Origin of the sequence: Pseudomonas sp. Sample_10 (assembly GCF_004321495.1) — a bacterium.
Lineage (GTDB): Bacteria > Pseudomonadota > Gammaproteobacteria > Pseudomonadales > Pseudomonadaceae > Aquipseudomonas.
In genome coordinates this window covers 1-23,624 of record NZ_RCOE01000203.1, presented here as the reverse complement: position 1 = coordinate 23,624, position 23,624 = coordinate 1, and the positions used below count along the sequence as shown (strand labels likewise).

Annotated in this window: 23 protein-coding genes; 12 read left to right on the top strand and 11 right to left on the bottom strand. The window is 59.5% G+C overall.

The window, feature by feature from the left end:
- Positions 1–344 precede the first annotated feature (344 nt).
- On the bottom strand, positions 345–884 hold the full coding sequence (gene thpR / locus D8U18_RS19615; protein ID WP_131108205.1) for an RNA 2',3'-cyclic phosphodiesterase: 540 nt from the start codon (positions 882–884) through the stop codon (positions 345–347).
- Positions 885–993: 109 nt separating this feature from the next.
- On the opposite strand from thpR, the gene D8U18_RS19610 reads away from it, so the two are divergent.
- Positions 994–1,188 carry a hypothetical protein gene (locus D8U18_RS19610; RefSeq protein ID WP_056853446.1) on the top strand — a complete coding sequence of 65 codons (195 nt, stop codon included), beginning with the start codon at positions 994–996 and terminating at the stop codon, positions 1,186–1,188.
- Between the two features lie 15 nt (positions 1,189–1,203).
- Here D8U18_RS19610 and D8U18_RS19605 read toward each other — a convergent pair whose 3' ends face one another.
- On the bottom strand, positions 1,204–1,557 hold the full coding sequence (locus tag D8U18_RS19605) for a DUF1428 domain-containing protein (RefSeq protein WP_056853445.1): 354 nt from the start codon (positions 1,555–1,557) through the stop codon (positions 1,204–1,206).
- 16 nt (positions 1,558–1,573) lie between these two features.
- A complete protein-coding gene (locus D8U18_RS19600) occupies positions 1,574–2,638 on the bottom strand; it encodes a hypothetical protein (protein ID WP_130904328.1) in 1,065 nt (354 codons plus the stop codon).
- A 378-nt stretch (positions 2,639–3,016) separates the two neighbouring features.
- Between D8U18_RS19600 and D8U18_RS19595 the strand changes: the two genes are divergently transcribed.
- A complete protein-coding gene (locus D8U18_RS19595; RefSeq protein WP_056853443.1) occupies positions 3,017–3,277 on the top strand; it encodes a hypothetical protein in 261 nt (86 codons plus the stop codon).
- Here the strand turns inward: D8U18_RS19595 and D8U18_RS19590 are convergent.
- The 6 genes from D8U18_RS19590 to D8U18_RS19565 form a co-directional block, all read right to left on the bottom strand.
- Complete coding sequence (locus tag D8U18_RS19590) at positions 3,249–4,193, bottom strand: NAD-dependent epimerase/dehydratase family protein (protein ID WP_131108204.1); 945 nt, start codon at positions 4,191–4,193, stop codon at positions 3,249–3,251. The genes D8U18_RS19595 and D8U18_RS19590 overlap by 29 nt on opposite strands.
- Before the next feature lie 3 nt (positions 4,194–4,196).
- On the bottom strand, positions 4,197–5,312 hold the full coding sequence (locus tag D8U18_RS19585) for a biotin/lipoyl-binding protein (RefSeq protein WP_056853441.1): 1,116 nt from the start codon (positions 5,310–5,312) through the stop codon (positions 4,197–4,199).
- 6 nt (positions 5,313–5,318) lie between these two features.
- Positions 5,319–6,137, bottom strand: a complete 819-nt coding sequence (locus D8U18_RS19580; RefSeq protein WP_130908356.1) for a hypothetical protein — start codon at positions 6,135–6,137, stop codon at positions 5,319–5,321.
- A 1-nt stretch (position 6,138) separates the two neighbouring features.
- Complete coding sequence (locus D8U18_RS19575) at positions 6,139–7,455, bottom strand: glycosyltransferase (RefSeq protein WP_236708421.1); 1,317 nt, start codon at positions 7,453–7,455, stop codon at positions 6,139–6,141.
- A gap of 8 nt (positions 7,456–7,463) precedes the next feature.
- A complete protein-coding gene (locus D8U18_RS19570; protein WP_131108203.1) occupies positions 7,464–8,861 on the bottom strand; it encodes a diguanylate cyclase in 1,398 nt (465 codons plus the stop codon).
- 482 nt (positions 8,862–9,343) lie between these two features.
- Positions 9,344–10,234, bottom strand: coding sequence for a LysR family transcriptional regulator (locus D8U18_RS19565; protein WP_130904334.1), 891 nt, complete (start codon positions 10,232–10,234; stop codon positions 9,344–9,346).
- A 131-nt stretch (positions 10,235–10,365) separates the two neighbouring features.
- Between D8U18_RS19565 and D8U18_RS19560 the strand changes: the two genes are divergently transcribed.
- On the top strand, positions 10,366–11,778 hold the full coding sequence (locus D8U18_RS19560) for an MFS transporter (protein WP_131108202.1): 1,413 nt from the start codon (positions 10,366–10,368) through the stop codon (positions 11,776–11,778).
- Positions 11,779–11,792: 14 nt separating this feature from the next.
- Here D8U18_RS19560 and D8U18_RS19555 read toward each other — a convergent pair whose 3' ends face one another.
- Together D8U18_RS19555 and D8U18_RS19550 are read right to left on the bottom strand one after the other, a co-directional pair.
- Complete coding sequence (locus tag D8U18_RS19555; protein ID WP_056853435.1) at positions 11,793–12,260, bottom strand: cupin domain-containing protein; 468 nt, start codon at positions 12,258–12,260, stop codon at positions 11,793–11,795.
- A gap of 61 nt (positions 12,261–12,321) precedes the next feature.
- On the bottom strand, positions 12,322–12,516 hold the full coding sequence (locus D8U18_RS19550) for a hypothetical protein (RefSeq protein WP_130904336.1): 195 nt from the start codon (positions 12,514–12,516) through the stop codon (positions 12,322–12,324).
- A 6-nt stretch (positions 12,517–12,522) separates the two neighbouring features.
- Between D8U18_RS19550 and D8U18_RS19545 the strand changes: the two genes are divergently transcribed.
- From D8U18_RS19545 to D8U18_RS19505, 9 genes are all read left to right on the top strand, one after another.
- A complete protein-coding gene (locus D8U18_RS19545; RefSeq protein WP_056853433.1) occupies positions 12,523–14,970 on the top strand; it encodes a TonB-dependent receptor in 2,448 nt (815 codons plus the stop codon).
- A 121-nt stretch (positions 14,971–15,091) separates the two neighbouring features.
- Complete coding sequence (locus tag D8U18_RS19540; protein ID WP_056853432.1) at positions 15,092–15,310, top strand: PLD nuclease N-terminal domain-containing protein; 219 nt, start codon at positions 15,092–15,094, stop codon at positions 15,308–15,310.
- 151 nt (positions 15,311–15,461) lie between these two features.
- The gene (locus D8U18_RS19535; RefSeq protein ID WP_056853431.1) at positions 15,462–15,881 is read left to right on the top strand and encodes an organic hydroperoxide resistance protein; all 420 of its coding nucleotides are present in this window, start codon (positions 15,462–15,464) and stop codon (positions 15,879–15,881) included.
- Between the two features lie 612 nt (positions 15,882–16,493).
- The gene (locus D8U18_RS19530; protein ID WP_130930599.1) at positions 16,494–17,624 is read left to right on the top strand and encodes a PAS domain-containing protein; all 1,131 of its coding nucleotides are present in this window, start codon (positions 16,494–16,496) and stop codon (positions 17,622–17,624) included.
- Positions 17,621–19,057: a sigma 54-interacting transcriptional regulator gene (locus tag D8U18_RS19525; RefSeq protein ID WP_056853429.1), complete on the top strand. Its 1,437-nt coding sequence runs from the start codon at positions 17,621–17,623 to the stop codon at positions 19,055–19,057. The genes D8U18_RS19530 and D8U18_RS19525 overlap by 4 nt, the downstream gene beginning before the upstream one ends.
- Before the next feature lie 246 nt (positions 19,058–19,303).
- A complete protein-coding gene (locus D8U18_RS19520; RefSeq protein WP_131108201.1) occupies positions 19,304–19,909 on the top strand; it encodes a dimethylamine monooxygenase subunit DmmA family protein in 606 nt (201 codons plus the stop codon).
- Positions 19,906–20,874 (top strand): PDR/VanB family oxidoreductase, encoded by a 969-nt coding sequence (locus D8U18_RS19515; RefSeq protein WP_131108200.1) that lies wholly within the window; start codon positions 19,906–19,908, stop codon positions 20,872–20,874. The genes D8U18_RS19520 and D8U18_RS19515 overlap by 4 nt, the downstream gene beginning before the upstream one ends.
- Before the next feature lie 17 nt (positions 20,875–20,891).
- Positions 20,892–21,914: a DUF3445 domain-containing protein gene (locus tag D8U18_RS19510; protein ID WP_131108199.1), complete on the top strand. Its 1,023-nt coding sequence runs from the start codon at positions 20,892–20,894 to the stop codon at positions 21,912–21,914.
- A 122-nt stretch (positions 21,915–22,036) separates the two neighbouring features.
- Positions 22,037–23,560, top strand: coding sequence for an amino acid permease (locus D8U18_RS19505; protein ID WP_131108198.1), 1,524 nt, complete (start codon positions 22,037–22,039; stop codon positions 23,558–23,560).
- Positions 23,561–23,624 lie beyond the last annotated feature (64 nt).

The window sequence follows — 23,624 nt, the reverse complement described above, 5'->3', positions numbered from 1 at the left end:
GTGGGCACGCCTCAAGGGACGCTCTGCGTTCCAGCTCTGACGAGGGACGCGGAGCGTCCCGGGCTACATTCCCACGCGGAGCATGGGAACGATCAAATAACGGCGCGGAGTGAGGATCGTTCCCACGCTCTGCGTGGGCACGCCTCAAGGGACGCTCTGCGTTCCAGCTCTGACGAGGGACGCGGAGCGTCCCGGGCTACATTCCCACGCGGAGCATGGGAACGATCAAGGAAGTAACGATCGAGGTTTACCTTCATGCAGCGCCTTACCACCGCTGCATCGCTCACCTGGCTCCTCGGTTAAGGTGAAGTTTGGCGCCCTCGGGCGCCTTTTTTTGTCTGGCGTTACGCAGTGCCCAGAGGCCATTCGGCCAGTGCCCGATAGCGGCCCTTGTGGGATTCGAACAGGATGAAGCGATCGGCGCGCAGGAAAAATTCCGGCGCCGTGACGGCCTCGGGCAGGGGTGCGCGAAAGTCGCGGGCCAAGGTCAGGTGCGGGCGAAATTCCCGGGGGGCGTCTTCCAGGCCAAAGGGCAACAAGGCCTGTTCCAGGTCATACACCAGGCGCAACAATGCCGGCGGTGCCTGTTCCGGCGCCAGTACCAGCGCCCCTGCCCTGCGCCAGACATCCAATCGGTCGAGCACCACCGTCAGTCGCGCGCCCGATGTGCGCACAGATGCGGCTGCCTCACAGATATCAGCGATTCGCGCGTTATCGATCGAACCGAGAAATTTCAGGGTCAGGTGAAAGTTCTCCGCCGGCACCGGGCGTCCACTCCTCAATTGCAATGCGCCACGCCATTGGGCGATGGCCTTGCGTTGTGCCGGCGCGCAGTCCAGGGCAAAGAACAGCCGTTTGAACGGCTCACGGGATTCGTCATTCATGCAGGGGGATCTCTGGCTGGCTCACTTGAGTCTACAACCGACGGGCCGTTTCTGGCGCATGACGGCATGCACGTTATAGTTCAAGCAAGCGAACCATCAGGAAGCGGCCATGCGTCAGATCCTCAGCAAAGAACCATGGTGGGCCGCACCACCCAAGCCCGGGCAGGACGAATTCGAGCTGGAATGGGGCTGGCTGGTGCATTACAGCGAAGGCGAACCGCGTTTCGAGTTCATTCGTGAACGGCCGACGGACGATGAAATCCGCGGGCGCAAGAGTTGCAGGATCACCCCGGCGGCAGAGTGATCCTGCGTTACGCTGTCAGGCTTCAAGCAGCTGTTCAAATCCACCGTAAATCATTCTTTGGCCATCGAACGGCATCGGATTGACGTCCGGTTTCATGCGCGGGTCTTGCATCATTTTGTCCATGCCGGCATTGCGGGTGTCCTTGTCCGGCCAGACGATCCAGCCGAATGCCACGGTTTCGCCTTCCTTGAGTTTCACCGCCATCGGAAAAGAGGTGACGGTGCCTTGCGGCACGTCTTCGCCCCAGCATTCGACCACACTCAAGGCGCCATTTTCCTTGAAAACCGCCGCAGCGATTTCGGCGTGTTTTTTGTATTGCTCGCGATTGGCGGTAGGCACCGCCGCGACAAAACCATCGATGTAAGACATGAGTCATCTCCTTGCTTCATGGGTTGATCTGCTGGTTAGTCGATTCGGTCGGACTCCAATCGACAGTTCCCACGCTGACACCGACCGGCGGTTGCGCACTTTGCGCCAGATTGCCTTCGATCTGCCCCGCCATGTACAACGTTCCGGCCATCACGCCACTGGTCGGGCTTTGCACCATCTTCGTCCAGGCCTTGTCGAAGGTGTTGCCCAGACTGCTGCGAATCAGCGCCTCGCTGTCCGGCCGGTCGCTGGCCTGGATCAACGCACGTATCCCCGCGACACCGACGGTAATCAAGCCACCGGCGAGTTTTCCCGCCGCCGCCGCCACGGCACTGGCCGCACCGCGAGGGGCCATTTCCGCCTCGATTCGCTGACTGGCACGCTTGGCAACCGGCGCCATGGCGGTGTCGGTCGAATCGACGCCTTTCTCGCCACCGGCCTTGTGTACCTTGTCGATGAGCGCGGCATAGGCCGGCAGCGAGTTCAACGTCTCGGCGTGAACGATTTGATACAGCGAAGCATCCCGGGCCGATGGCGGCCCGAGGGCTATCGCCGGGACTTTCTGGATCCGGCCATTGAGTTGAGCCATCGGCACGCCGTGGCGCTGGGAGATTTTCTGCAACTCTTCCCTGAGGATGTCGACGTAAAACGCCGACGCCAGACTGAGTATCGCGTCCGGATCAATCTCCACCGCCACTGGAGCCAGTACCTTTTCCTGGTATTTCTCCAGCAAGTAAGCGGCCAGGCGCTTTTCCGAGGTGTCCCGCTCGCCCTTGGCGCTGATGGTGTACCAACTGACCTTCATCGACAGCCATTCCTGGGTCCAATAGCTGCTGAACCAGGGGATGAAGTTTTCTTCGGTCAACTGATAGACCCGCGTGCGCCAGTAATCCATGGCGCCACGGGCGTAGATTCTGGTTTGTTCGGTGGCGGATTGCGATGCGCTGACGATTTCCTGATCGACTTGTTGCCAGGTACTTGGCGAGATCATGACCTGCGGCACTTCCACCGGCGCACGCGGAGCTGTGGCGCATCCCGCCAACAGCAGCAGCATGACGACGATCAGCGAGCGCCGATTCAAGATCGCGGTTCCCTAAAGTCTGCGCCAAACCAAATGCCCGACGCTCAAAAACCCTTGATTTGAGTATAGGTGGCAGTCCTTGCCCGCTGGTTGTTGATGTTGTTCTTAATGCCTTCATCGACAGCAGGCTGGCTCCTGCAAGGGACTACTGTGGCAGCCAGCCTGCTGGCGAAGCCCGACCATCACTGCCATCGATACTCACCATCGCCACGAATGCCTTCCGCTCCAAAACCGTCAGCGTAGGATCAGTTTCAACCCCACACGAAACCCTGTAGCGGAGGTTCGAATCATGCTGATCCATCTCCTGACCTGTCTGGCCCTGACGGCCTCCACGTTGAGCGTATTCGCCTGGTTCGTTCTCTCCGAGGAGCGCACGTCATGATCAACGAAGTCACCCTGGCCGTGAGCTTCCCGGTGTTCGGCAACAACTACTACTCGCAGCAATTCGAGTCCCGTAAGGTGTTGACACTGATGTTCGACGAAAAATTCGAAGACTTGCTGATTCCAGCTGCCGGCAATCATTTCAACAACGAAGTGGTGGGGCTCAACGATCAGTTCCGCTTTCTCAACGATGTGTTGGCCGAGCATTTGCTGGCGACCGAAGTCGCCGCTAACGCCCGTCGCCATCAATACTTTTGAGCAATTGTCCCAGCCCCTCGGCGAAACCGGTCGGCGGGGCCATGGCAAACCGCTTGAGCAGTCGGCTGTTGTCGGCGCGCGAATGCTTGATGTCACCGTTGCGCGGCTTGTCGTAGTTCAACGTCAGTGGCCGCCCGAGCAATTCGCCTAGCATCGACGCCAGATCATTAACGCTGGTGGAACGGTTGAACCCGACATTGACTGGGTCACTGCCGGGTTGAACATCACCGACAGCCTGTACGAGGATCTTGACCAGGTCGTCTACGTAAACGAAATCCCGTGTTTGCTCCCCATCGCCGTAAACGGTGATCGGGAGTTTTTTTTGCGCCCGCTCGCTGAAAATACTGATCACGCCGGAGTAAGGCGACGAAGGGTCCTGGCGCGGACCATAGACATTGAAAAATCGCAGAATGACCGGCTCAAGATGATGTTGACGACGATAGAAATCCAGAAAGTGTTCGCTGGCCAGTTTGTCGGCGGCATAGGGGGTCAGCGGTTCTTTCACAGTGTCCTCGGTGATCGCGGTGCCTTCGCCATTGTTGCCATAGATCGCCGCACTGGAGGCAAAAACCACCCTCTTTACCCCTTCCTGGCGCATCGCCTCACAAATGTTCAAGGTGCCGACAAAATTACTTTGATGGGTCGCAACCGGGTCGTCTACCGATGCTTGCACTGAAGCTACCGCGGCCAGATGCACCACAGCGCTGCAATCTTTCATCGCCCTCGCCACTGTCGGCCCGTCGGCGACGTCCCCCACCACCAGGGTCAAATGGCAGCGATCAATCGGCAGGTTAGATAATTTGCCCGTAGATAGATCATCCAGAACACGCACGCCATAGCCTTTTTCAAGCAGCGCTTCGACCAGGTGCGAGCCAATGAAGCCGGCCCCTCCCGTCACAAGAATTCGCTCAGTCATGACTTATTCTCTCTCTTGCTCGGTGGCGGAGGGACGAACCATGGCGATGAAATCGCCTATTTCATCGATGAATTCACGGCCGTCAGTGAGCATTTTTTTCCAGTCAGTGGGAAAGCGCACATTCAATGGCAATTGATCGATTCGCCAGCGTGGCGATAGAGGCCGATCAAACCGCGCGGCAACCTGCAGGCCCATTTCGCTGGCGGCAAACGGCCCGCGCAACACCGTCGGCGTACGTCCGGCGCTGTCCACCGCCTGAACCACGTGGGCGGTCAACCACTCGCCGTCCGGCATGCGTACACGCAACGGCTGACCAATGGCGGCGTAGCTGATGTTCAGTGGCTCCAGATAAATCCACAGCAGCGGATCTTCCAATTGCTCGATGCGCATCAGCAAGGTGCCGGCGCCGACGTTTTCCCCAGGGTTGACCAAAACTTCTGCCACCCGTCCGCTCTGCGCGGCCGCGACCGGCAGCGCGGCAAGCCGCGTCTGCAACCATGCTTGCTCGGCACTGCGCTGTGCCTTATCTCGCTCATCACTCAAGGGCGATTGACTGGCCTGTTGCTCGCGTCGTTCAAACGCCAGCAGATCGGCCCTGAAACTGTCGAGTTCGGACTGGGCGGACAACACCTCTCCCCGGGAAACCGCGCCGCGTACCACGAGCTCTTCAAGCACCTTCACGCGGTCTTCCGCGCGGGCGATACGGGTCCTGAGCAATTGACGTTCGCGGCCACCGAGCTTGGCATTGCTCAAGCGCATCGTATCGGCCGGTATGGCCGCAAGTTGCGCCAGCCGCGCACGCCATTCGGGGTTGTCGAGGTTAACCAGCGGCTGGTCGATCCGCACCTGCTCCCCCGCCTTGACGAACAATTGCTCGACCCGCCCGGCATCCCGCGCTCGGACCTCAAGAATCGGCAGGCGCAATTGCGCCGGCGCGTCGATCATCCACATCCCGTAAACCAACTTGCCACCCAGCCAGATCAAGGGGCTCGCCACCAATAACAGAATCAGATACCAGCGCACCCGGAACGCCATGCGTTTGCCCGGTGCGTAAAGCACCGTCAAGCCTTGTTCCTGAGTAGGGCTCAATTCTTTGCGACTATCGAAACGAATCTTCATGACGGCTCACCGTTTTGGAAAGTCTCGCCAGGCTTGCCAGTCAATTCCGGCAATCCCTTGAGGTTGCAGTTGCTCGCGCCAGACACTGGCCTGGTGTTGCAACTGTTCAGTCGATGCACCGGCCCAGGATTCGGTGGAATCCAGTTGCGGCTCCGTACTTTGCGCCAGGCGAAATTGCAGATCGGGCCAGCGTTTGGCGATAGCCTCTGCTCGTTGCGCACTGTTTTTCGGGTTGCGGGTGTAGATCATCAGGCTGACCTGGCGCACACCCGCTTCGGGAAGCCCACAGGGCACACAGGTTTCTCCGGGTTTTGCGTCGCCAAACCAGCGGGGGTGGCTGGAAATTTCCACCGGCCAAGGGCTTTCGCGGGCCGCCAGGCGCAAAGTGTCGAGCCAGTCTTTCAAACGCTGGTCAGGCACCGGTACGCCCAGTTGCTCGACCTCCAGGTCGAGATGCAGGCTGGTGAAGGAAAGGCCGTCGAGTTTTGCCAGTAAATCGCTGAGCTGATGACGCCCCTCAGGCTTTATCCATTCCGGATCGCCAAGCAACACGCTGATCTGCATCCCTGCTCCGGTCGCTTGCTGCAGTAATTGCTCCAGTTGTTCACGCGTGGTGCCAAGGTCCTTGATCTGGGCGGCCTTGAGGCCCAGGTAAATCTTGTCCATACCGGCCTTGCGCAATGCCGCAAGTTCAGCCCCCCGATGCTCGGGATCGAGCAAGGCTTCGCTGTCCCAGACGTAACTGGCCTGGGACCACTGCGAAGGTGCAGCGTGCACCACTTGCGGCGCAATCAGCAGCGTCATGGCGAGCAGAATCGATCGCATATCAAAACCTCGTGGCCCGTTTAAGTACCCACCACGGCGCCATCGAGCTTTCTTCGTGTCCGCGACGAAACATTTCATTGAGCATTGCCACGGCGCTCCAACAGCGCAGTATCAGCATGAACAGCGGAAAGACCGGCACCAGCACCCCCAAGGTCATGTCCTTGCGGGGCCGGTCCGAGACCATCACCAACATGGCCAGGAACAATATCGAGGTGATCATCAGGTACAACAGGTAAACCATCACGAACAGAATCAGCAACGTCTTGCCCGGCAGAACGAACAACGCAACCAAGGTGTAGGTGAGGATCAGGAAAGGCAGCACCAGCTGGAAAAAGAAGCCCGTGAGCAGGATCATCAGGAAGGTGCGCCAGCCCAGCAGCTTGGGGTCGATGTTGTGGTTGTGCTTTCTGATATAGAGAAAGTACAGGTCGCCGTCCCAGCGCAGGCGCTGCATCAGAAACTCGCGAAGGGTCTTGGGTGCATCGGTGTGGCCGATCGCTTCAGGCTCGAACGGGATTCTCAGGTTGTGGCGCTTGAAGTAGCTCTTGATCCGCAACGTCAGGTCCAGGTCTTCGGCGGTATGCGTGTTCCAGCCACCGATTTTCACCAGGAAGCTGCGGCGAAACGCACCGAAGGCCCCCGAGACGTTGTTGACCAGATTCCATTCCGACAAACCGATTTTCGACATGTGGATGGACAACAGATACTCCAGCGCCTGCATCGCGGTCACCCATGATGACCAGACGTTGCGCACCCGCAGGCTACCGGCAACCGCCGGCACCGAAGGGTCCTCGAAGTGCCGCACGATGGAGCTGACCATGTTGTTGTCAAAGGACGTATCGCCATCGAGGGCCATGACAATGTCCCCGCTGGCCAGTGACAGGCCGGCGTTCAATGACGACACCCGTCCGCCTCGCTGCCATTTGGCGATAGGTCGCAAATGGCGCCTGGGGTACAGATACGCATCGACCTTGAAACCGCGTACGGCGCTGAGCGTCGCTTGATTGACCGTGGCGCCGTCGACCACCGGAATCATCTCGATATGGCCGGGGTAGGTCTGTTCGCACAGGCTCAACAGTGTGGTTTGTACATCAAGGCCTTCGCTGTAGCAGGTAATGATGCAAGAGACCCGGGGTCGATAGACACTGGTCTTGGGCACGCGCGTGCGCCGACGAGTGAACCAGCGCAGCACACCGAGCATCACCATGACCATCAACGGCAATTCGAACATCAGAAACAGGGGGAACAGCATGTAAAACAATCGGCTCAACCCGTCCGCTCCCATCAAGGCACTGAGCAGGCTGTAAAGTTGCTCCATGAATGGGCTCATCTCGCATCACCCAATTCGCCGGCCAGTCGGGCCAGCAGCAGTTCACCATCTTCCTGATCGAGGAGCTCCTTGGGTGCGGTGATGCTGACTAACCGTAAGGACACGTCACTGATTTCCGGCGCGGAAAACAGCTCGGCGACTCGGCCGAGACGCTGCTTGACCGATTCCAGCCCCTTTTCGTCAGTATTGGGCAACATGATCCAGAAAAACTCTTCGGTGCTTCGAGAGCAGCGATCCGTTTCCCTGACCGACTCCTGCAGACGATCGGCGACACTGTCGATGAACGCATGGCCACGCTGTTCACCCAGACGCGTCAACGTGCCGGCCAGGTTGACAAAACGCAGGCCGATCAAGGAAAAAGCCGGGTTCGAATAGCGGCGAACGATCTGGATCTGCCAGTTCAGCAGATCAAAGAAGTCCTTGCCGCCCAGCAGGTTGAGCCTGCCAAAGTGCCGAGACGAACGCTCGCTGAATTCCTGCCGGCAACGAAACCGCCCCGCTTCGGCCAAGCGAAAATCCCGGACTTCTCGCACCCGCAGTTTGTCGGGCGTGTGCGACAACCCGCAATCCAGGCAACGCGCTTGCACTTCGGCATCGACAAAAAACGCCTGGCACGAGCGGCAGCGGTAGTTCTCCATCGGACGGTCGTAATCGCTACCGATGTGACGCAAGCGGTTCAGACAATTGGGGCACAACAGCACGCCATCCTTGAGAAATGATTCCTGAGGCCCGACATGCCCGCAGGTAAAGCAATGCAATGACGGTTGCCGTGATATGTCCATGGCATGACATTCGGCACAGACGTCGATGTAATTGAGCCGCCCCGAACCGCAGTCCGAGCACAACCGGACGCGGTCGATCAGTACGCCCTCCTCCAGCCATTCCTGCTGCACCATCAAACCGAGCCAGACAAACGGGTTGATCGGTTCGTTATCCGCCAGGGCATCCAGCAACGGATAACGGTAATGCTGAGGCACCTGTGGGTCTCGCAGGGCGTACACCTGGGCGTTGTCACGCAGCCACAGCCAGGTCAACACCCGACTTTCGAAACGCTCCTGCCCCGATCCCTTCTTGAAAAGCCGGAAGCGCTCCAGCCAGTTCGCCCAAAGCGTTTTTATTTCGCTGGACTCAACCGGGCACGCTCCGTCACCCAGGGCTTCACACCAGCCATCCTGGTCGCGACAACAGTAGATGAGCGTGTAGCGATAGGGCTCGGTCGAGCGCAGTTTGCGAAGAACTTTTGCTGCGTAGGCGGCGGGCATGTCCAACAGGACGACATCAAATGCGACTGCAGCCAACAGACTGCCGAGATCGGTAAAGTGCTCAAGCTCGGGAAGGTTCAATCCGGGAGCTCTATTACCGAGTATCGCAATCCGCGGGTTTTGAGTGGGCATGACGCACGTCCTCTTCAGAAAAGCCAGCGGGGTGAACGGAGGGTACCAACACTAGCATCGCATTAGAAAAGCGTGTGCTTTTATTGTGAAGTTATTTTTTTATCTTATTTGCGCAACGAACCTTCCGAGATCGCATAATGTTTTTAAATATCCGATAATATGCATAGCCAGCACACCAACAAGTTTATTTATTATATTAATCAAAGGCTTGCGATCACATCAAAACATTAATCCATCCACCTCATGACTACTGGTTAATTGCCATCAACTAATAGCATCACGCCACCTAACGTATTTGCAATCAACTTTCATTCACAAAAAAAACGGATCCAAATAACAATTGTTGGCAATACCTCACAATGACCGACAAGTTCAGGATCATTTATAACGTACCGCCAACTTTTTATTGCCTGAATATTCCGAGTCGCATAACTGTTACATACCTGAAACAGTGATTGTTTCAAGAACGTACACATGAAACTTTATTGTGTGCAAACCTCCCGAAGGCATCCACGTAACCACTGATGCACGGGGTCGGCGTCCTGTCGGGGGTGCCAGAACATGGCGACGGAAAAGTGCGCAAGGGAAAGCGGCAGCGCAAAGCTGTACATCCCGACTCGCGCCGCGCTGGTGTGTCGCTCCGGCACGCTTGCGATCAGATCCGAAGATCGCGCCAATGCCAATGCCGTCGAGAATCCGGCCACGATGGTCACGGCGCGTCGCTGCAATGCCAGGAGGTGCAGTGCTTCATCGATCGGACCGTTTTCGAGACCGCGGCGGGACACGCTGATGTGTTGACCCGCTGCGTAGCGCTCGGGGGTGATGGAGCCTTTGCTCAATGGGTGCCCCTCACGTACCACCCCGATGAATCGGTCGCGGAACAAGCCTTGGGTCAACAGCTCCGGGCTGGCGGTTTTACCCACCACGCCGGTTTCCAGGTCGACCGTGCCGTTGCGCAGTGAAGTGCTGTCCTTGTCGGGTTTACTGACGAAGCACAAACGTATGCCCGGTGCCTGTTCGGTGACTCGGGCGATCAGCGCGGCGCCGAAGTTTTCGACGAAGCCTTCGCTGGTGCGCAAGCTGAAGGTGCGCTTTAGACAGCTCAGGTCCGGTTGCTCGGCCGGGCGTAGCACCGCTTCTGCCTGCTGCACCAATTCCCTGACATGCTCGCGCAGTGCCAGCGCCCGCGGCGTTGGCACCAGGCCACGCCCGGCCCGAACCAGCAGCGGATCGCCCATGGTTTCGCGCAAACGCGCCAGCGCCCGACTCATCGCCGACGGACTCAGGCGCAGGCGCTTGGCGGCCCGAGCGACGCTGCCTTCGCTGAGCAGGACATCGAGGGTAAGCAGCAAGTTGAAGTCGGAACCGGACATGATCGCACCGTAACTGAGTGAAGTGGCGTCAGGCGCACGTATCAAGTGCAAGCCGTGCGTCTTCCGCCATGTTAGGCGCGAACGTAGATTGGCGGTAGCTCCAATCGGGAGCCGCCACAAAGAGATACGGCATGGAAACTACATCAGTTGGCTTACCCGCTCTGTCGGTCAAATGGGCACTGCTCAGCCTGTCATCATCAATGCTGCTGTCTTCCTTGGGCACCAGCATCGCCAACGTGGGTTTGCCGACGTTAGCCGAGGTATTCACAGCATCCTTTCAACAAGTGCAATGGATCGTTCTCGCCTATCTGCTGGCGATTACCACGCTGATCCTCAGCGTCGGGCGCTTGGGTGACCTCATCGGACGTCGTCGTTTGCTGCTAGGCGGAATCGGCGTGTTCACGCTCGCGTCAGCCCTGTGCGGCCTGGCGCCAGGTCTTGAATGGCTGATTGGCGCGCGAGCGCTTCAAGGGCTTGGCGCGGCGATCATGATGGCACTGACATTGGCTTGTGTCAGCGAGACCGTCGGCAAAGAAAAGACCGGTAGCGCCATGGGCCTGCTGGGAACGATGTCGGCCATCGGCACGGCGCTGGGGCCGTCGCTGGGTGGTCTGTTGATCGGCAGTTTCGGCTGGCGGGCGATTTTTCTGATCACCGTCCCTCTGGGCTTGCTGACTTTGCTGCTTGCCCTGCGCTACTTGCCTGAGGATCGGCCATCGGCCAGACCCGCGACTTTCGATCCGCTGGGCACTTTGGTACTGGCCTTGACCCTCGGCGCCTACGCGCTGGCCATGACCCTTGGTCGCGGTCATTTCGGCATGCTCAATCTTGCCCTGCTGCTGGCGGCATGCCTGGGGGTCGGTTTGTTCGCATGGGTCCAAGCGCGCGTTGCAGCGCCGCTGGTGCAAGTGGCGATGTTCCGCGACGCACAATTGAGTGGCAGCCTGATCATGAGCCTGTTAGTGACAACGGTTCTGATGAGCACCTTGGTGGTGGGGCCATTCTATCTGTCGCAGTCGCTCGGGTTGAGCGCTGTCGGGGTCGGGCTGGTGTTGTCGGTGGGGCCGTTGGTTGCCGCGTTGACGGGCGTTCCCGCCGGATACATTGCCGACCGCTTCGGTGCCCGGCGCATGACACTCGTCGGACTGATCGCCGTTGCCCTCGGTTGTTTCCTGTTATCGATACTGCCGAGCAGCCTGGGTATGGGGGGCTACATGGCGCCGCTGGTGGTGATCACGCTGGGCTACGCGGTGTTCCAGACCGCCAACAACACGATGGTCATGGCCGAGGTCCAGGCAGATCAACGGGGCGTGGTGTCCGGCCTGCTCAACCTGTCGCGGAATCTGGGGCTGATCACTGGGGCTTCGGTGATGGGTGCGGTATTCGCCATGGCCTCGGCAACGGTCGACATCACCACTGCGCATCCGGAGGCGATTGCCAGGGGCCTGCGTGTGACCTTTACTGTCGCGCTGGGCCTGATTGGCCTGGCGGGCCTGATCGCAGTGGGCAGCTGCACGCTGATCACAAAGCGTGATCAGCGTTGAACAAGCCTTGACGTTTATTTTTCCAGTTTCAGCAACGGCGTGTCTTTCTTGACGATGTAGGTCGCCAGTTCCGAAGCCTTGTCCTTGCCGACGTTCTTCGCGACATGGGCGGCGCCGGCGGGAATGTACAGTGAGTCACCGGCCTTGAGCGTGACGTTAGGCTGACCTTCGATTTCGTATTCGAATGTCCCTGCAATGACGTGGGCGACTTCGACTCCGGGATGCGAGTGTTTTGGCGAGACCACGCCCGGTTCGAAGTCGACGAGCACCTGGATCACTTCTCGCCCTTCTACATCCAGGTCGTGACGCACCAGATCGGTACGCTTGATGCCTGTCTGCCAGCTCTTGGCAGGGGCCTGGCCGGCGTCGGCGGTTGCCTTGTTTTCCTGGGCCTGAGACAGACCGCTGAACGCGGTGAGTGCTGCGGCGACAATAGCGGCGCCGAGCAGGCTGGCGGCGTTGGTTTTGTTATTTCGGGACATCGCAATTCTCCAATGAGCGCGGGATGAAAAATGCGCGGGGTGCCGTTGTGAGGCCGCTCCATTAGGCGACTTGCGTGTATCGCTGGCGTGTCACGCGGTGCGGTTTTTGTATGCGCAAGTAATGGTTGGCGATGGAGATACGTTCAGATACATGCGTCGCGTCTTTTGCGAAAATATTTTCCAAGGGGTTGATACCTTTTTCGCGACCGTTCGGTGTGTTGGGAAAGTTTCCTTTTTCCTTTGCTTGCGCAGGCATTGCCGAATGACATCCCGACCGCTTTCGAACCGCTGCAAACACCGGCTCCCCATGAATCTGCTGAGCCTGGCCATTGCCCTGTCCGCCATCGCCCCCGCACACCGCGTCTGGGCTGCCGAAGCCAGCCAAAGCGCTACGTCCCACACTTACGCCATCGGCGCCGGGCCACTGTCCAGCGTGTTGGCACAGTTCGCAGCGCAGTCGGGGGTGTTGTTGTCGTTCGACGCCGATTTGCTGAAAGATAAGAACAGCCAGGGCCTGCAAGGTGATTACACCGTACCGTCCGGTTTTGCCCGTTTGCTGCAAGGCAGTGGCTATTCGCTGATTGCCACCGGCGCCGACAGCTACACCGTGGCACCCCAGGTCAACAGCGGCGCAGCGCTGGAATTGGGCGCCACCACGGTCAGTGGCGTGGCAAGTGAAGCGGACACCTATGCGGGTGACCAGCTCGCCCGCTCAGCGCGCCTGGGGGTGCTGGGCAATCGCGATATCAATGACGTGCCGTTCAGCGTGGTCAGCTTCACCGCCAAGACCATCGAGGACCAGCAAGCGCGAACCGTCGGTGACGTGCTGCTCAACGATGCGTCGGTGCGCCAGTCCGCAGGTTTTGGCAACTTTTCTCAGGTGTTTACCATTCGCGGCCTGCCACTGACCACGGACGACATTTCGTTCAATGGCCTGTACGGCGTTCTGCCCCGGCAGATCATCACCACCGAAGCGCTGGAACGGGTCGAGCTGTTCAAAGGCCCGAATGCGTTCATCAACGGTGTGGCGCCAGGCGGCAGCGGTATTGGCGGCAGCGTCAACCTGGTGCCCAAGCGCGCGCAGGACACTCCGACCCGCAGCGCAAGCCTCGATTACGCCAGTGACAGCCAGGTCGGTGGGCACATCGACCTCGGCCAGCGCTTCGGTGATGACAACCGTTTCGGCGCGCGGGTCAACCTTGCCCAGCACGGCGGCGATACTGCCGTGGATGATGAAAGCGAGCATTCCCAGCTGATCGCCGTGGGCCTGGATTATCGCGGCGAGCGCCTGCGCGTCTCCACCGACCTTGGCTATCAGAAGCAGCGCATCAACAACGGGCGCTCGGTGGTCTACCCGACCGGCACCAAAGTCCCGCACGCGCCATCGGCCAAGGACAACTATGCCCAGGACTGGACCTGGTCGGAACTCGAAGACACCTACGGCATGGTCAACGGCGAATACGACCTCAACGACAACTGGACGGCCTACGCCGGTGGAGGTGCCAAGCACACCCGGGAAAACGGCCAGTATTCGTCGTTATACGTCGCCAACGACGGCAGCGGTAAAGTCGGCTTTCTCTATTCACCCCACGACGAAGACAACAAAAGCGCGATTGCCGGTTTGAACGGCCACTTCAACACTGGCCCGGTCTCGCATCAGATGAACGTTGGCTTGTCCGGCACCTGGGGCGAGCAACGTTCGGCATTCGAGGCGATCCTGGTGGCCAACCGCGTCAACGGCAATCTGTACAACCCGGTACAGGTGCCGCGCCCGACTAACACTTATTTCGGCAGTGATATTCATGATCCGCGCATTGTCGGCAAGAACCGGGTCAAGAGTGCAGCGGTGTCCGACACCTTGGGGTTCATCGACGACCGCATTCTGCTAACCCTCGGCGTGCGTCGGCAGACCCTCGAAGTCGACGCCTGGAACACCACCAGCGGTGCGCGTACGGCCAATTACGAAGAATCGATCACCACGCCGGTCTACGGTCTGGTGATCAAGCCGTGGGAGCATGTGTCGTTCTACGCCAACCGCATCGAAGGCCTGCAACAAGGCCCGACCTCGCCGTCCACCGGCGTGACCAACCCCAATGAAGTGTTCGCTCCCAACCGCAGCAAGCAGACGGAAGCCGGGGTGAAACTGGACTGGAACAGCTTCGGCGCGACGCTGGGCGTGTACCGCATCGAGATGCCGAACAGTTCGACCTCGACCGTCACCGGCAACCGCTTGCCGACCTTCAGCGTCGACGGCGAGCAAGTGAACAAAGGCGTAGAACTGAATGTGTTCGGCGAACCGCTGGACGGCTTGCGCGTGCTTGCGGGGGCGACCTGGATGGACACCGAACAGAAGAAAACCTCCAACGGCCTCAACGACGGGAACCGCGCCGCTGGCGTGCCACGTTTCCAGTACAACCTCGGCGCCGATTGGGACGTGCCGGGCATTCAAGGCGCGGCGCTCAACGCTCGCATGCTGCGCACCGGCGGCGAATACGTCAACGCGGCGAACAGCCTGAGCATCCCGGCCTGGACCCGCGTCGACCTCGGCGCCCGCTTCGGCTTCACGGCCGACGACAAATACATCACCTTGCGCGCCAACGTCGAAAACGTTGCGAACAAGGCGTACTGGTCGTCGGCTTCGACCTCCAACAACTACCTGACTCAAGGTGAGCCCAGGACGCTGAAATTGTCGGCGACGGTGGATTTCTGAAGGACCTTTCGCCCCTCGGCTGCGGCAATCGGAAGGACTTGATCGTCGTAGCAATCCGCAAAATTTAATGAACCCTGCCGGTCCATGTTCACCTAACCGTTTAACCATCAGGAGGTGACACATGCATTTCGAACCAACGTGGATCGTACTCGCGGCAGTGCTATTGATTATTGAATTGTGGGCGATCAATCGGCTACGCAAGAGCGAGGGCAAGGCGAGCACCAGGGGTGTGTGGATGGTGGTGATTGTGTTTGTGCCGTTGCTGGGACTGATTGCCTGGGCTTTGGCCGGGCCGAAGCAGATCGTCCACAACCGGCAATCGGCGCAGGCCCGACAATAACTGAGGCGCTCAGGAAGGGATTTGTATCGATCTGTATTCGAGGCCAGGGAAACTACACAGCGATACACAATCGCGTGCCCAAGACACATACGGTGTACATGAAAGTGAAAAAGTGCGCGGGTCGCCGTTCAACCCCCGCAGGAGCCACTTCATGATCAATCAAATCGATACCGTGCTGTACACCGGCAAGACTGTCACCACCGGCGGTCGCCAAGGCGAGTCGCGTAGTGACGACGGGCGCCTGGACATCAAGCTCTCCCCGCCGGGCTCTTCCGGCAGTGGCACCAATCCCGAGCAATTGCTGGGTGCCGGTTGGTCGGCCTGTTTTATCGGTGCGCTGGGCAAAGCCGCGGCGGCGTTGAAGGTCAGCTTGCCGGCTGACGTCAGCGTCGCGACCGAAATCGATCTGGGCAAGACCGATAACGCGTTTTTCCTCCAGGCGCGTCTGAACGTCAGCCTGCCAGGTGTTGAGCCAACACTGGCCCGCACATTGGTGGACGCTGCCCACCAGACTTGCCCGTATTCCAAGGCAACCCGTGGCAACATCGACGTGACGATCAATCTGGTTTGATGCAATAGTGCAGACAAACAAATGCCCCGGCAGGCGGGGCATTTGATCTTGGCGAACTGCTTGTTCGCAGCTGCACAAGTCGGCTTCGAGAGCCAAGTAGGTGGCCAGTGCTGGTCTCTGGCTTACGAGGTTTATCAGGACTCCCACAGAAACAGCAATTTGCGCTGCCCTGCTTCACACGGCATAAGGGCTGGATCTCAGCGCGGAGATCTTTCTAACCGTGTACCCTTCGGAGCGCGCCCCACGCGTCCTCGCTATCCGCTTGCGCATCAGTCTGCGTTTTCACCTACACCTTCAGAGTAGCAAAGCACTACAAGTGTGGGTTGCTGTTTTTAGACCGATTTCATCCTGTGGCAAATACCGCTGGATTGAAAAATGCTATGCCCATACGTCACTCATCGGAATGCCTACCGCCTACGATCTTCGCGCATTAAGCTCGACTCATGCGCTGCATAAATGCACATTTCGCTGCAATATCGCAGCACTCGACACAGTGCCTTGTTGCGTTGCTCCCTGTTCGCAGGCTTTTGAGTTGGCATGCGAAATGCCCTCCTTTTATTGACTGTGGTTTTCATCCAGGAACCCAACAAACCAGAGTGAGCCAACTCATCGATGGATATCCTGAATTTGCTGGCCAGAAAAGCCCAGCCTCTTGCCAGTACCCTGAGTGCCGACGGGCACCTGCTCAACCTTTCCGCCAGCCTGAGCGATCAATTGGGTTATGCACCCGAGGAACTGCTCGACCAGCCGATCGAACGCATCTTTAGCGTCGACTCGATGCGTGCTGTGCATTCGCTATTTACCAACCCACCGGCCGATGAACAGGTCCAAAGCCTGGAATTGACCCTGATTCGCCGCAACGGCGGGCTGTTGCACGTGATTGCCAGCGGCTTGCTGGAATGGCGGACAGTGCAACCGGCACGTCTTCATCTGTTGAAAATCCCGCTCGGTGTGCTGGGCCATCGGCTACGGGAAATGCACAACGCCAATGAGGTGATGAGCCAGATGCTGCAGAGCGCCAAAGTCGCCTACTGGTGCATCGAGTTCGCCGAGGCGGTGGACATCAACAATTCCCCGGATGAAATCGTCCGCCAGGTGTTCGAAAACGACTCCCATTGGCGCCTGTGCAACCGGGCAATGGCCGATGTGTACGAGATGCCGTCCGATGTCGATTTCAACCAGCAACCCGTGCGACTGTACTGGCCGCGCAGCCCGGCCAACGAAGAGTTCGTGCGGCGTTTGATCGAAGCCGGGTTCACCGTCGATTGCGCACTGTCGGTGGACCGTCGCCATGACGGTTCGCCCGCCTACGTGGAAAACGATGTTCGGGCGACCATCGTCAACGGCCAGCTGTTACGGATGTGGGGCAGTATTCGCGACGTCAGCCAGGAACTGCGCATGCAGCACGACGCCGAGCAACGCATCGATGCCCTGCGCCGGGTGTTCGATGCGGTGCCTGACGCGGTGCTGGTGATTGATGAACACCTGCAACCGCAATGGCGTAACGCAGCCTTCGAAGAAACCTTCGGGATCACCCAAGGTGCCGGCATCGCTCGATTGTTGCTGGATAACGCCCTGCCCGAGCGCACTTGGCACAGCCTGCCCCTGCCGGGCCTTGGCGGGCGCGAACGGCACTTCAATGTGCATTGTTCGCGTATCCTGATCCGTGAAGGCGTGGCCTGGCGGGTGGCGGTGTTCCGCCAAAGCCAGGGCGTTCGCCGCACCGAAGAGTTGCACCCATGAAAGATACCAACCTGCCTCCAACCATGCAGATGGGCATGCGTTCTTCGGTCAATGTCAGCACTGAAGTGCTCGGTGCACTGCTGCAAACTCCAGCGCTGCACGCCTTGCTCGACAGCTTCAGCGAAGCGCTGATCGTGACGGACGGCGAAGGCCAGGTGCGCTTTCTCAATCTGGCCGCCGAACGGGTCAACCGGCTCTCCAAACAGCAAGCCGTCGGGCTGTCGGAAAGTGATTTCTTCCAGCGTTCGGCGTTGAACTACGACGATTTGCTGGCTGCATTGAATCGTGGTGGCAACAGCGCGTTGACCCGCTCGCGGGAAGGTCGCGTGCTGCTCAGCAGCACGCATGCGATCCCCACGGGGGCTTACGAAAAACCCTTCCGCATGTTGACCCAGAAAGACTTCGACGGCAGCCAGCCACAGCGGCGAGCCGCCCTTGGCGGCCGACCGGTAGAACCCCAGGGCCTGCGAGATCCTCAGGACAATGCCCTGCATCTTTCCCCGCAACTGTCGAGCATCGCCGATACCGGCGTGCGCGCTTTTCGCCGGCGCGCACGGTTGTTGCTGCTGGGTGAACCGGGGGTCGGCAAGACCGCCATCGCCCGGCATATTCATCGGGCGGCCGGTTGGGGTGACCGGCCGTTCATTCACGTCAATTGCGGGAGCATTCCCGAGAGCCTGTTCGAATCGGAGATGTTCGGCTACGAGCGCGGCGCCTTTACCGGCGCCTTGCAGGGCGGCAAGCAGGGCTATATCGAGGCGGCCTCGGGTGGGACATTGTTTCTCGACGAGATCGGCGAAATCCCCCTGCATGTGCAGGCCAAGCTCCTGAAGTTTCTGGAAGACAGCACCATCCAGTCAGTCGGCTCGCCCTTGAGCAAGACCGTACAAGTGCAGGTCATCGCCGCCACCAACAAAGACCTGCGCCATCTGGTGAGCATCGGCGAATTTCGTGCCGACCTTTACTATCGCCTCGCCGTGCTGCCGGTTGAAATTCCGCCGCTGCGTCAGCATCGGGATGACTTGCCGTTCCTGATCGATATTCTCCTGAGTCGCATCAATGGCGACCGCGAGCCGTCGCTGAGCCTGTCGAGCGGCTGCCGCAAGCGTCTGATGAGCTACGACTTCCCCGGCAATATTCGTGAACTGGTGAACATTTTCGAGCGGCTGGCGGTGCTTGCCGACGATGAAGCGCAGGAACATCACCTGCCAGCCGAACTGCTGGAACCGCAGCGATCGCCGCAGCACCAGAGCCCTTCCTTCGTGGAGGTCGAGACGCAAGACAACCCGGAGCAAAACCTCAAGCTTCAGGTTCAACAGTTCGAACGCCAAGTGATCCTCCAGGCCGTGGACCTGTGTGGCAGCAAACGCAAGGCGGCGCAGCACCTGGGCATCGACATCGGCACGCTGATTCGCAAGTTGCAGCGCGATTGACCGCCGTCAGGCGGTTCCACGGGGATTGTGCGCTGTCCGGCACTCCTCCAGCCGCTGCAAAAACGCATACACATCTGCTTACTTTTGCCTGCATCGCAGTCCAGCAAAAATTATACTTCCTTATATTTCAACAAGTTAATCACTTGGCACGACCTGTGCTCCTGCTATCTGCAACCCACCATCGTTGGGCTTTGCATCGCAGCCGGCTTCCAAACGCCGGCTCGCTAGCCAGGAGGAATAATAAGAATGTTGATCACCGGGATCAAAAGCCGGCCGGTCTATGACCGGTTGCAACCATTACCGGGAGGCAGGCGCCATATCGTTGCCGGGCAAGGCAGCGGCGGTCGTGCCATGTTGCGTTTGCTGGACGAGCTGGTGGAGCTGGATTGCCCCATTACCTTGCTGTATTCCCGCGAGTCGTTTTCCGGGCAGGACTTCCTCGCACCTTTGCAGCAGCGCCACCCCGATCTGCCATTGCAGGTCGTTGAAACGAACCAAGCGTTGATCGACGCGCTCAAGGTGCTGCTCGCCGATGCCCGCATGGGCACCCGCCTGTATCTGGCCGGATCGGAAAGTTTCCTCGGCAGCGCCATGCAAGTGGCCACGCATTTCGACCTCAACCGCGACGAAGTCCTGCGCGAGCACTCCGGCACCCTCGTGCGCCGGGTCTGGTGCGTGCACTGCGACACCTATACCGAAAACGTCATCCAACGTGTCTACGACTGCCCCGGCTGCGGCCTGACGCTGGTGGTGCGCGATCACTATTCCCGGCGCCTGGCAGCGTTTCAGGCGGTCAAGGCCGACGCCGAAGTACCGGGCGAACTACCCCCTGCCGAGGAGCTCGATACATGAGCCAGAACAATGGGACTTTGAATCTGCGTGTGGCCCGCATCGAAGCGGTGACCCCGGAAATCAAACGCTTCACCCTGGTCTCGCCGACCGGCGCGCACTTGCCGGCGTTCTCCGGTGGCAGTCACGTCGTGGTGTTGATCGCCAATCAGAGCAACACTTTGCGCAACCCCTACTCGCTCCTGAGCTCGCCCTACGACACCAGCAGCTACCAGATTGCCGTGCGTCGGGTGGAAAGCGGTCGCGGCGGTTCGGTCGCGCTGCACGACTCGGTGAACGAAGGGGACATGATCGAGGTGACTCCGCCAGTCAATCTCTTTCCGTTGATCAAACAGGCGCGCCTGCATTTGTTCATCGCCGGCGGTGTCGGCATTACCCCGGTGATTTCGCAATTGGAAGAATTGCGCCTGAGCAAGGTGCCGTTCGAGCTGCATTACGCAGTGCGTGGCGAAGAACATGCGCAATTGGGCGAAGAGTTAAAGGCCATCTATGGCCAGCAGGTGCATCTGTACCGCAAGGGTGTCGAATCGCGCATGGAAATCGGCAAGATTCTGGCCGACCGTGCGTTGGGAAGTCACGTCTACGTGTGCGGCCCGGACAGCATGATCGATGCCACCCTGGCGTGCGCTCGCGACCTTGGCTGGACCGACAGCCATGTGCACTTCGAACGTTTCCTGGAACAAAGCAGCGGCGGCGAAGCCTTCAGCTTCACCCTCGGCCGCAGCGGCACAACCATCGAGGTCTCACCCGACCAGACCATGCTCGAAGCGGTCGAAGCCGCGGGCTTCAGCATGCCTTACCTGTGTCGTGGCGGGGCCTGTGGGCATTGTGAAACCCCCGTGCTGGAACTCGACGGCGAACTGCTGCACAGCGACGACTGGTTGTCCGACGACGACAAGACCAGTGGCAAGAAAATCATGCCCTGCGTATCCCGCGCCAAATGCAATCGCCTGGTCATCGACCTCTGATCGACGGAGAAAAAACAATGAACATAAAATTCAATCCCGACGAAACCTACCGCGACGACTACACCTTCGCCAACAGCCCGGAAACCATCGCGCGCGCGCCCTTCCCGTTTCCCGATGACGAGTACATGTATTCGATGAACCTCGAACCGCATGTCTCGGTGGGCGACGGTGCATTCCGCGCCGCATTCGATATCGACGAGCACTACATCAGCGAGTGCCGCGATCGCGCCATCACCCTGGAGAAAGACCCGGGCATGCACTATGTCTCGGCACCGCACATGATGGAGGCGCAATGGGACCTTCTGGAATTGATCATGGAGTCCTATGCCCGGGATTACCCGCAGTACTTCAGCCTGGAGCGCGACGGTCGCCAGTGGCACTGGACCAACCGGCTGCTGGACATCGACGACCGTTTCACCTTTGGCGACCCGACCACCCTGCCCTATGAGCCAATGGAATACGTGACCCGTCAGGCTCAGGGCGACTGGGTCTTGCAGGAAGAACGCGACGGCACGTTGTACTGGGGTGCCGGCATCGCCACTCAGCGTGCCGACTATTCGCTGCGTTTCAACCTCGGCATGAGCTGGGAAGAATTCCACGGTCCGGTACCGCTGGTGAAGGAAATCGGCATGCTCGACCGTGCCCTGAAATTCCTGCTGCGCCTGCGTATCGGCCACCCGGTGCGACGCCTGAACTGGTCGCTGACGGTCAACCCGCGTCTGGAAGTGTCGGCTGAAAGCCTGCCGGAATGGGCACCCGACCGAACCATCGTCACCGCCGAAAACGCCGGCAAGCTGGTGTATCTGCGCATCGAACTGCAACCGCTGCATCGCCTGCCACGCAGTAACGCCATTGTCTTTCCGATTCGCACCTACCTGTTGAGCCTCGAAAACATCGCCACCAATCCGGCGTGGGCCCGGCGCATGCACCGCGTGTTGCGCGACTTGAATCAACAACTGGTCGACTACAAGGGGTTCAGCCGTTACCGCGACGCGGCGGTGGAGTGGCTGTCCCAATACGACGACGAAGCCAAAGCCTGACGCAATCCCCTGTGGGAGCCAGCCTGCTGGCGATGGCGGTCGTGAGGGCCCCATCGCCAGCAGGCTGGCTCCCACAGGATCGAGTACCCGCAATCCACTGCCATTGATAATGAGGAAATAACATGAGTGGCTCATCTAACACGCGTGCAAGCAGCAGCGTCGACCAGGACGCGGAACAACTGCGCGCCCTCGGCTACAGCTCCGATTTCAACCGCAGCATGAGCCTGTGGGAGAACTTTTCCCTGGGCTTTACCTACTTGTCGCCCGTCGTCGGCGTCTACACCCTGTTCGGTTTGTGCCTGGCTGCCGGCGGCCCGCCAATGTTCTGGTCTTACCTGTTGATCGGTGCCGGGCAGATGCTGGTGTGCCTGATTTTTGGTGAAGTGGTTTCGCAGTTCCCGATTTCCGGCGGTGTTTACCCTTGGGCTCGTCGCCTGGTGGGCAAGCGCTGGGCGTGGATGGTCGGCTGGGTGTATGCCTGGGCCTTGTGCGCCACTATCGCCGGGGTCGCGGTGGGTGCCGGGCCGTATCTGGCGATCATGCTGGGCTTCAGCCCCGGTCCCGAGGCCAACATCTACATCGCCCTGGCAATCATCCTGCTGTCCACCGCGTTGAACCTGGTGGGCACAAAGTTGCTGGCGCAGGTGGCGATGTTCGGCTTTCTCTGCGAGCTGGTCGGAGCGATTCTCGTCGGTGGCTATCTGCTGATCTTCGAGCGTCATCAACCGTTCAGCGTGCTGTTTGACACCTTCAACCTTGAGGTCAATGGTTCGTACTTGCCGGCGTTCCTCGCGGCGTCCCTGGCCGGTCTGTTCCAGTACTACGGCTTCGAGGCTTGCGGCGATGTCGCCGAAGAAACCCCGAACCCGGGCAAACGCATTCCCAAAGCCATGCGCATGACCATTTACATCGGTGGCGCGGCGGCGATGTTCGCTTGCCTGGCGCTGATCCTTTCGGTTCCGGACATGGCCAAGGTTTTGGCCGGCGAAGACACCGACCCGGTCGCGACCATCCTGGCCAACGCGTTTGGCCCCGTGGGTTCGCGCCTGGTGATGGCGGTGGTGATGGTCTCGTTCATTTCCTGCGTGTTGAGCCTGCAAGCGGCCGCCAGCCGGTTGCTGTTCGCCTATGCCCGGGACGAAATGATCGTCGGCAGTTCGCTGTTCAAGCGTCTGTCGGCAAACCATGTGCCATCGTTCGCGCTGCTGGTCAGCGGCCTGGTGCCGGCGGCGATTGTCTGCCTGGGCATGTTCATGGCTGACGCCGTGGCCACCATTGTCGGCTTTGCGGCCATCGGTATTTACGTGGCGTTCCAGCTGATCGTGGTCGCCGCGTTGATCGCCCGCGCCAAGGGCTGGCGTCCGAACGGTCAATTCACCCTGGGTGCCTGGGGCTTGTGGATCAACCTGGCCGCGCTGATTTATGGCGTTTGCGCGATCATCAACATGGTCTGGCCGCGCTCGCCGGATGCGCCGTGGTACATCAACTATTCAATGATCCTGACCACCCTGGTGGTGATGGGTGCCGGTCTGGTCTACATGCTGCTGGGCAAGCCTTACGACAAAGGCACGGCACCGGCGGGTGATGCGTGGAAGTTCTCGAAACCACAGACCAAAGCGTCGCAAAAAGTCGTGGTCGGTAACTGACAACCCCATTTCCCAATGTGGGAACCGAATTCCTGTGGGAGCTGGCTTGCCAGCGATGGGGCCG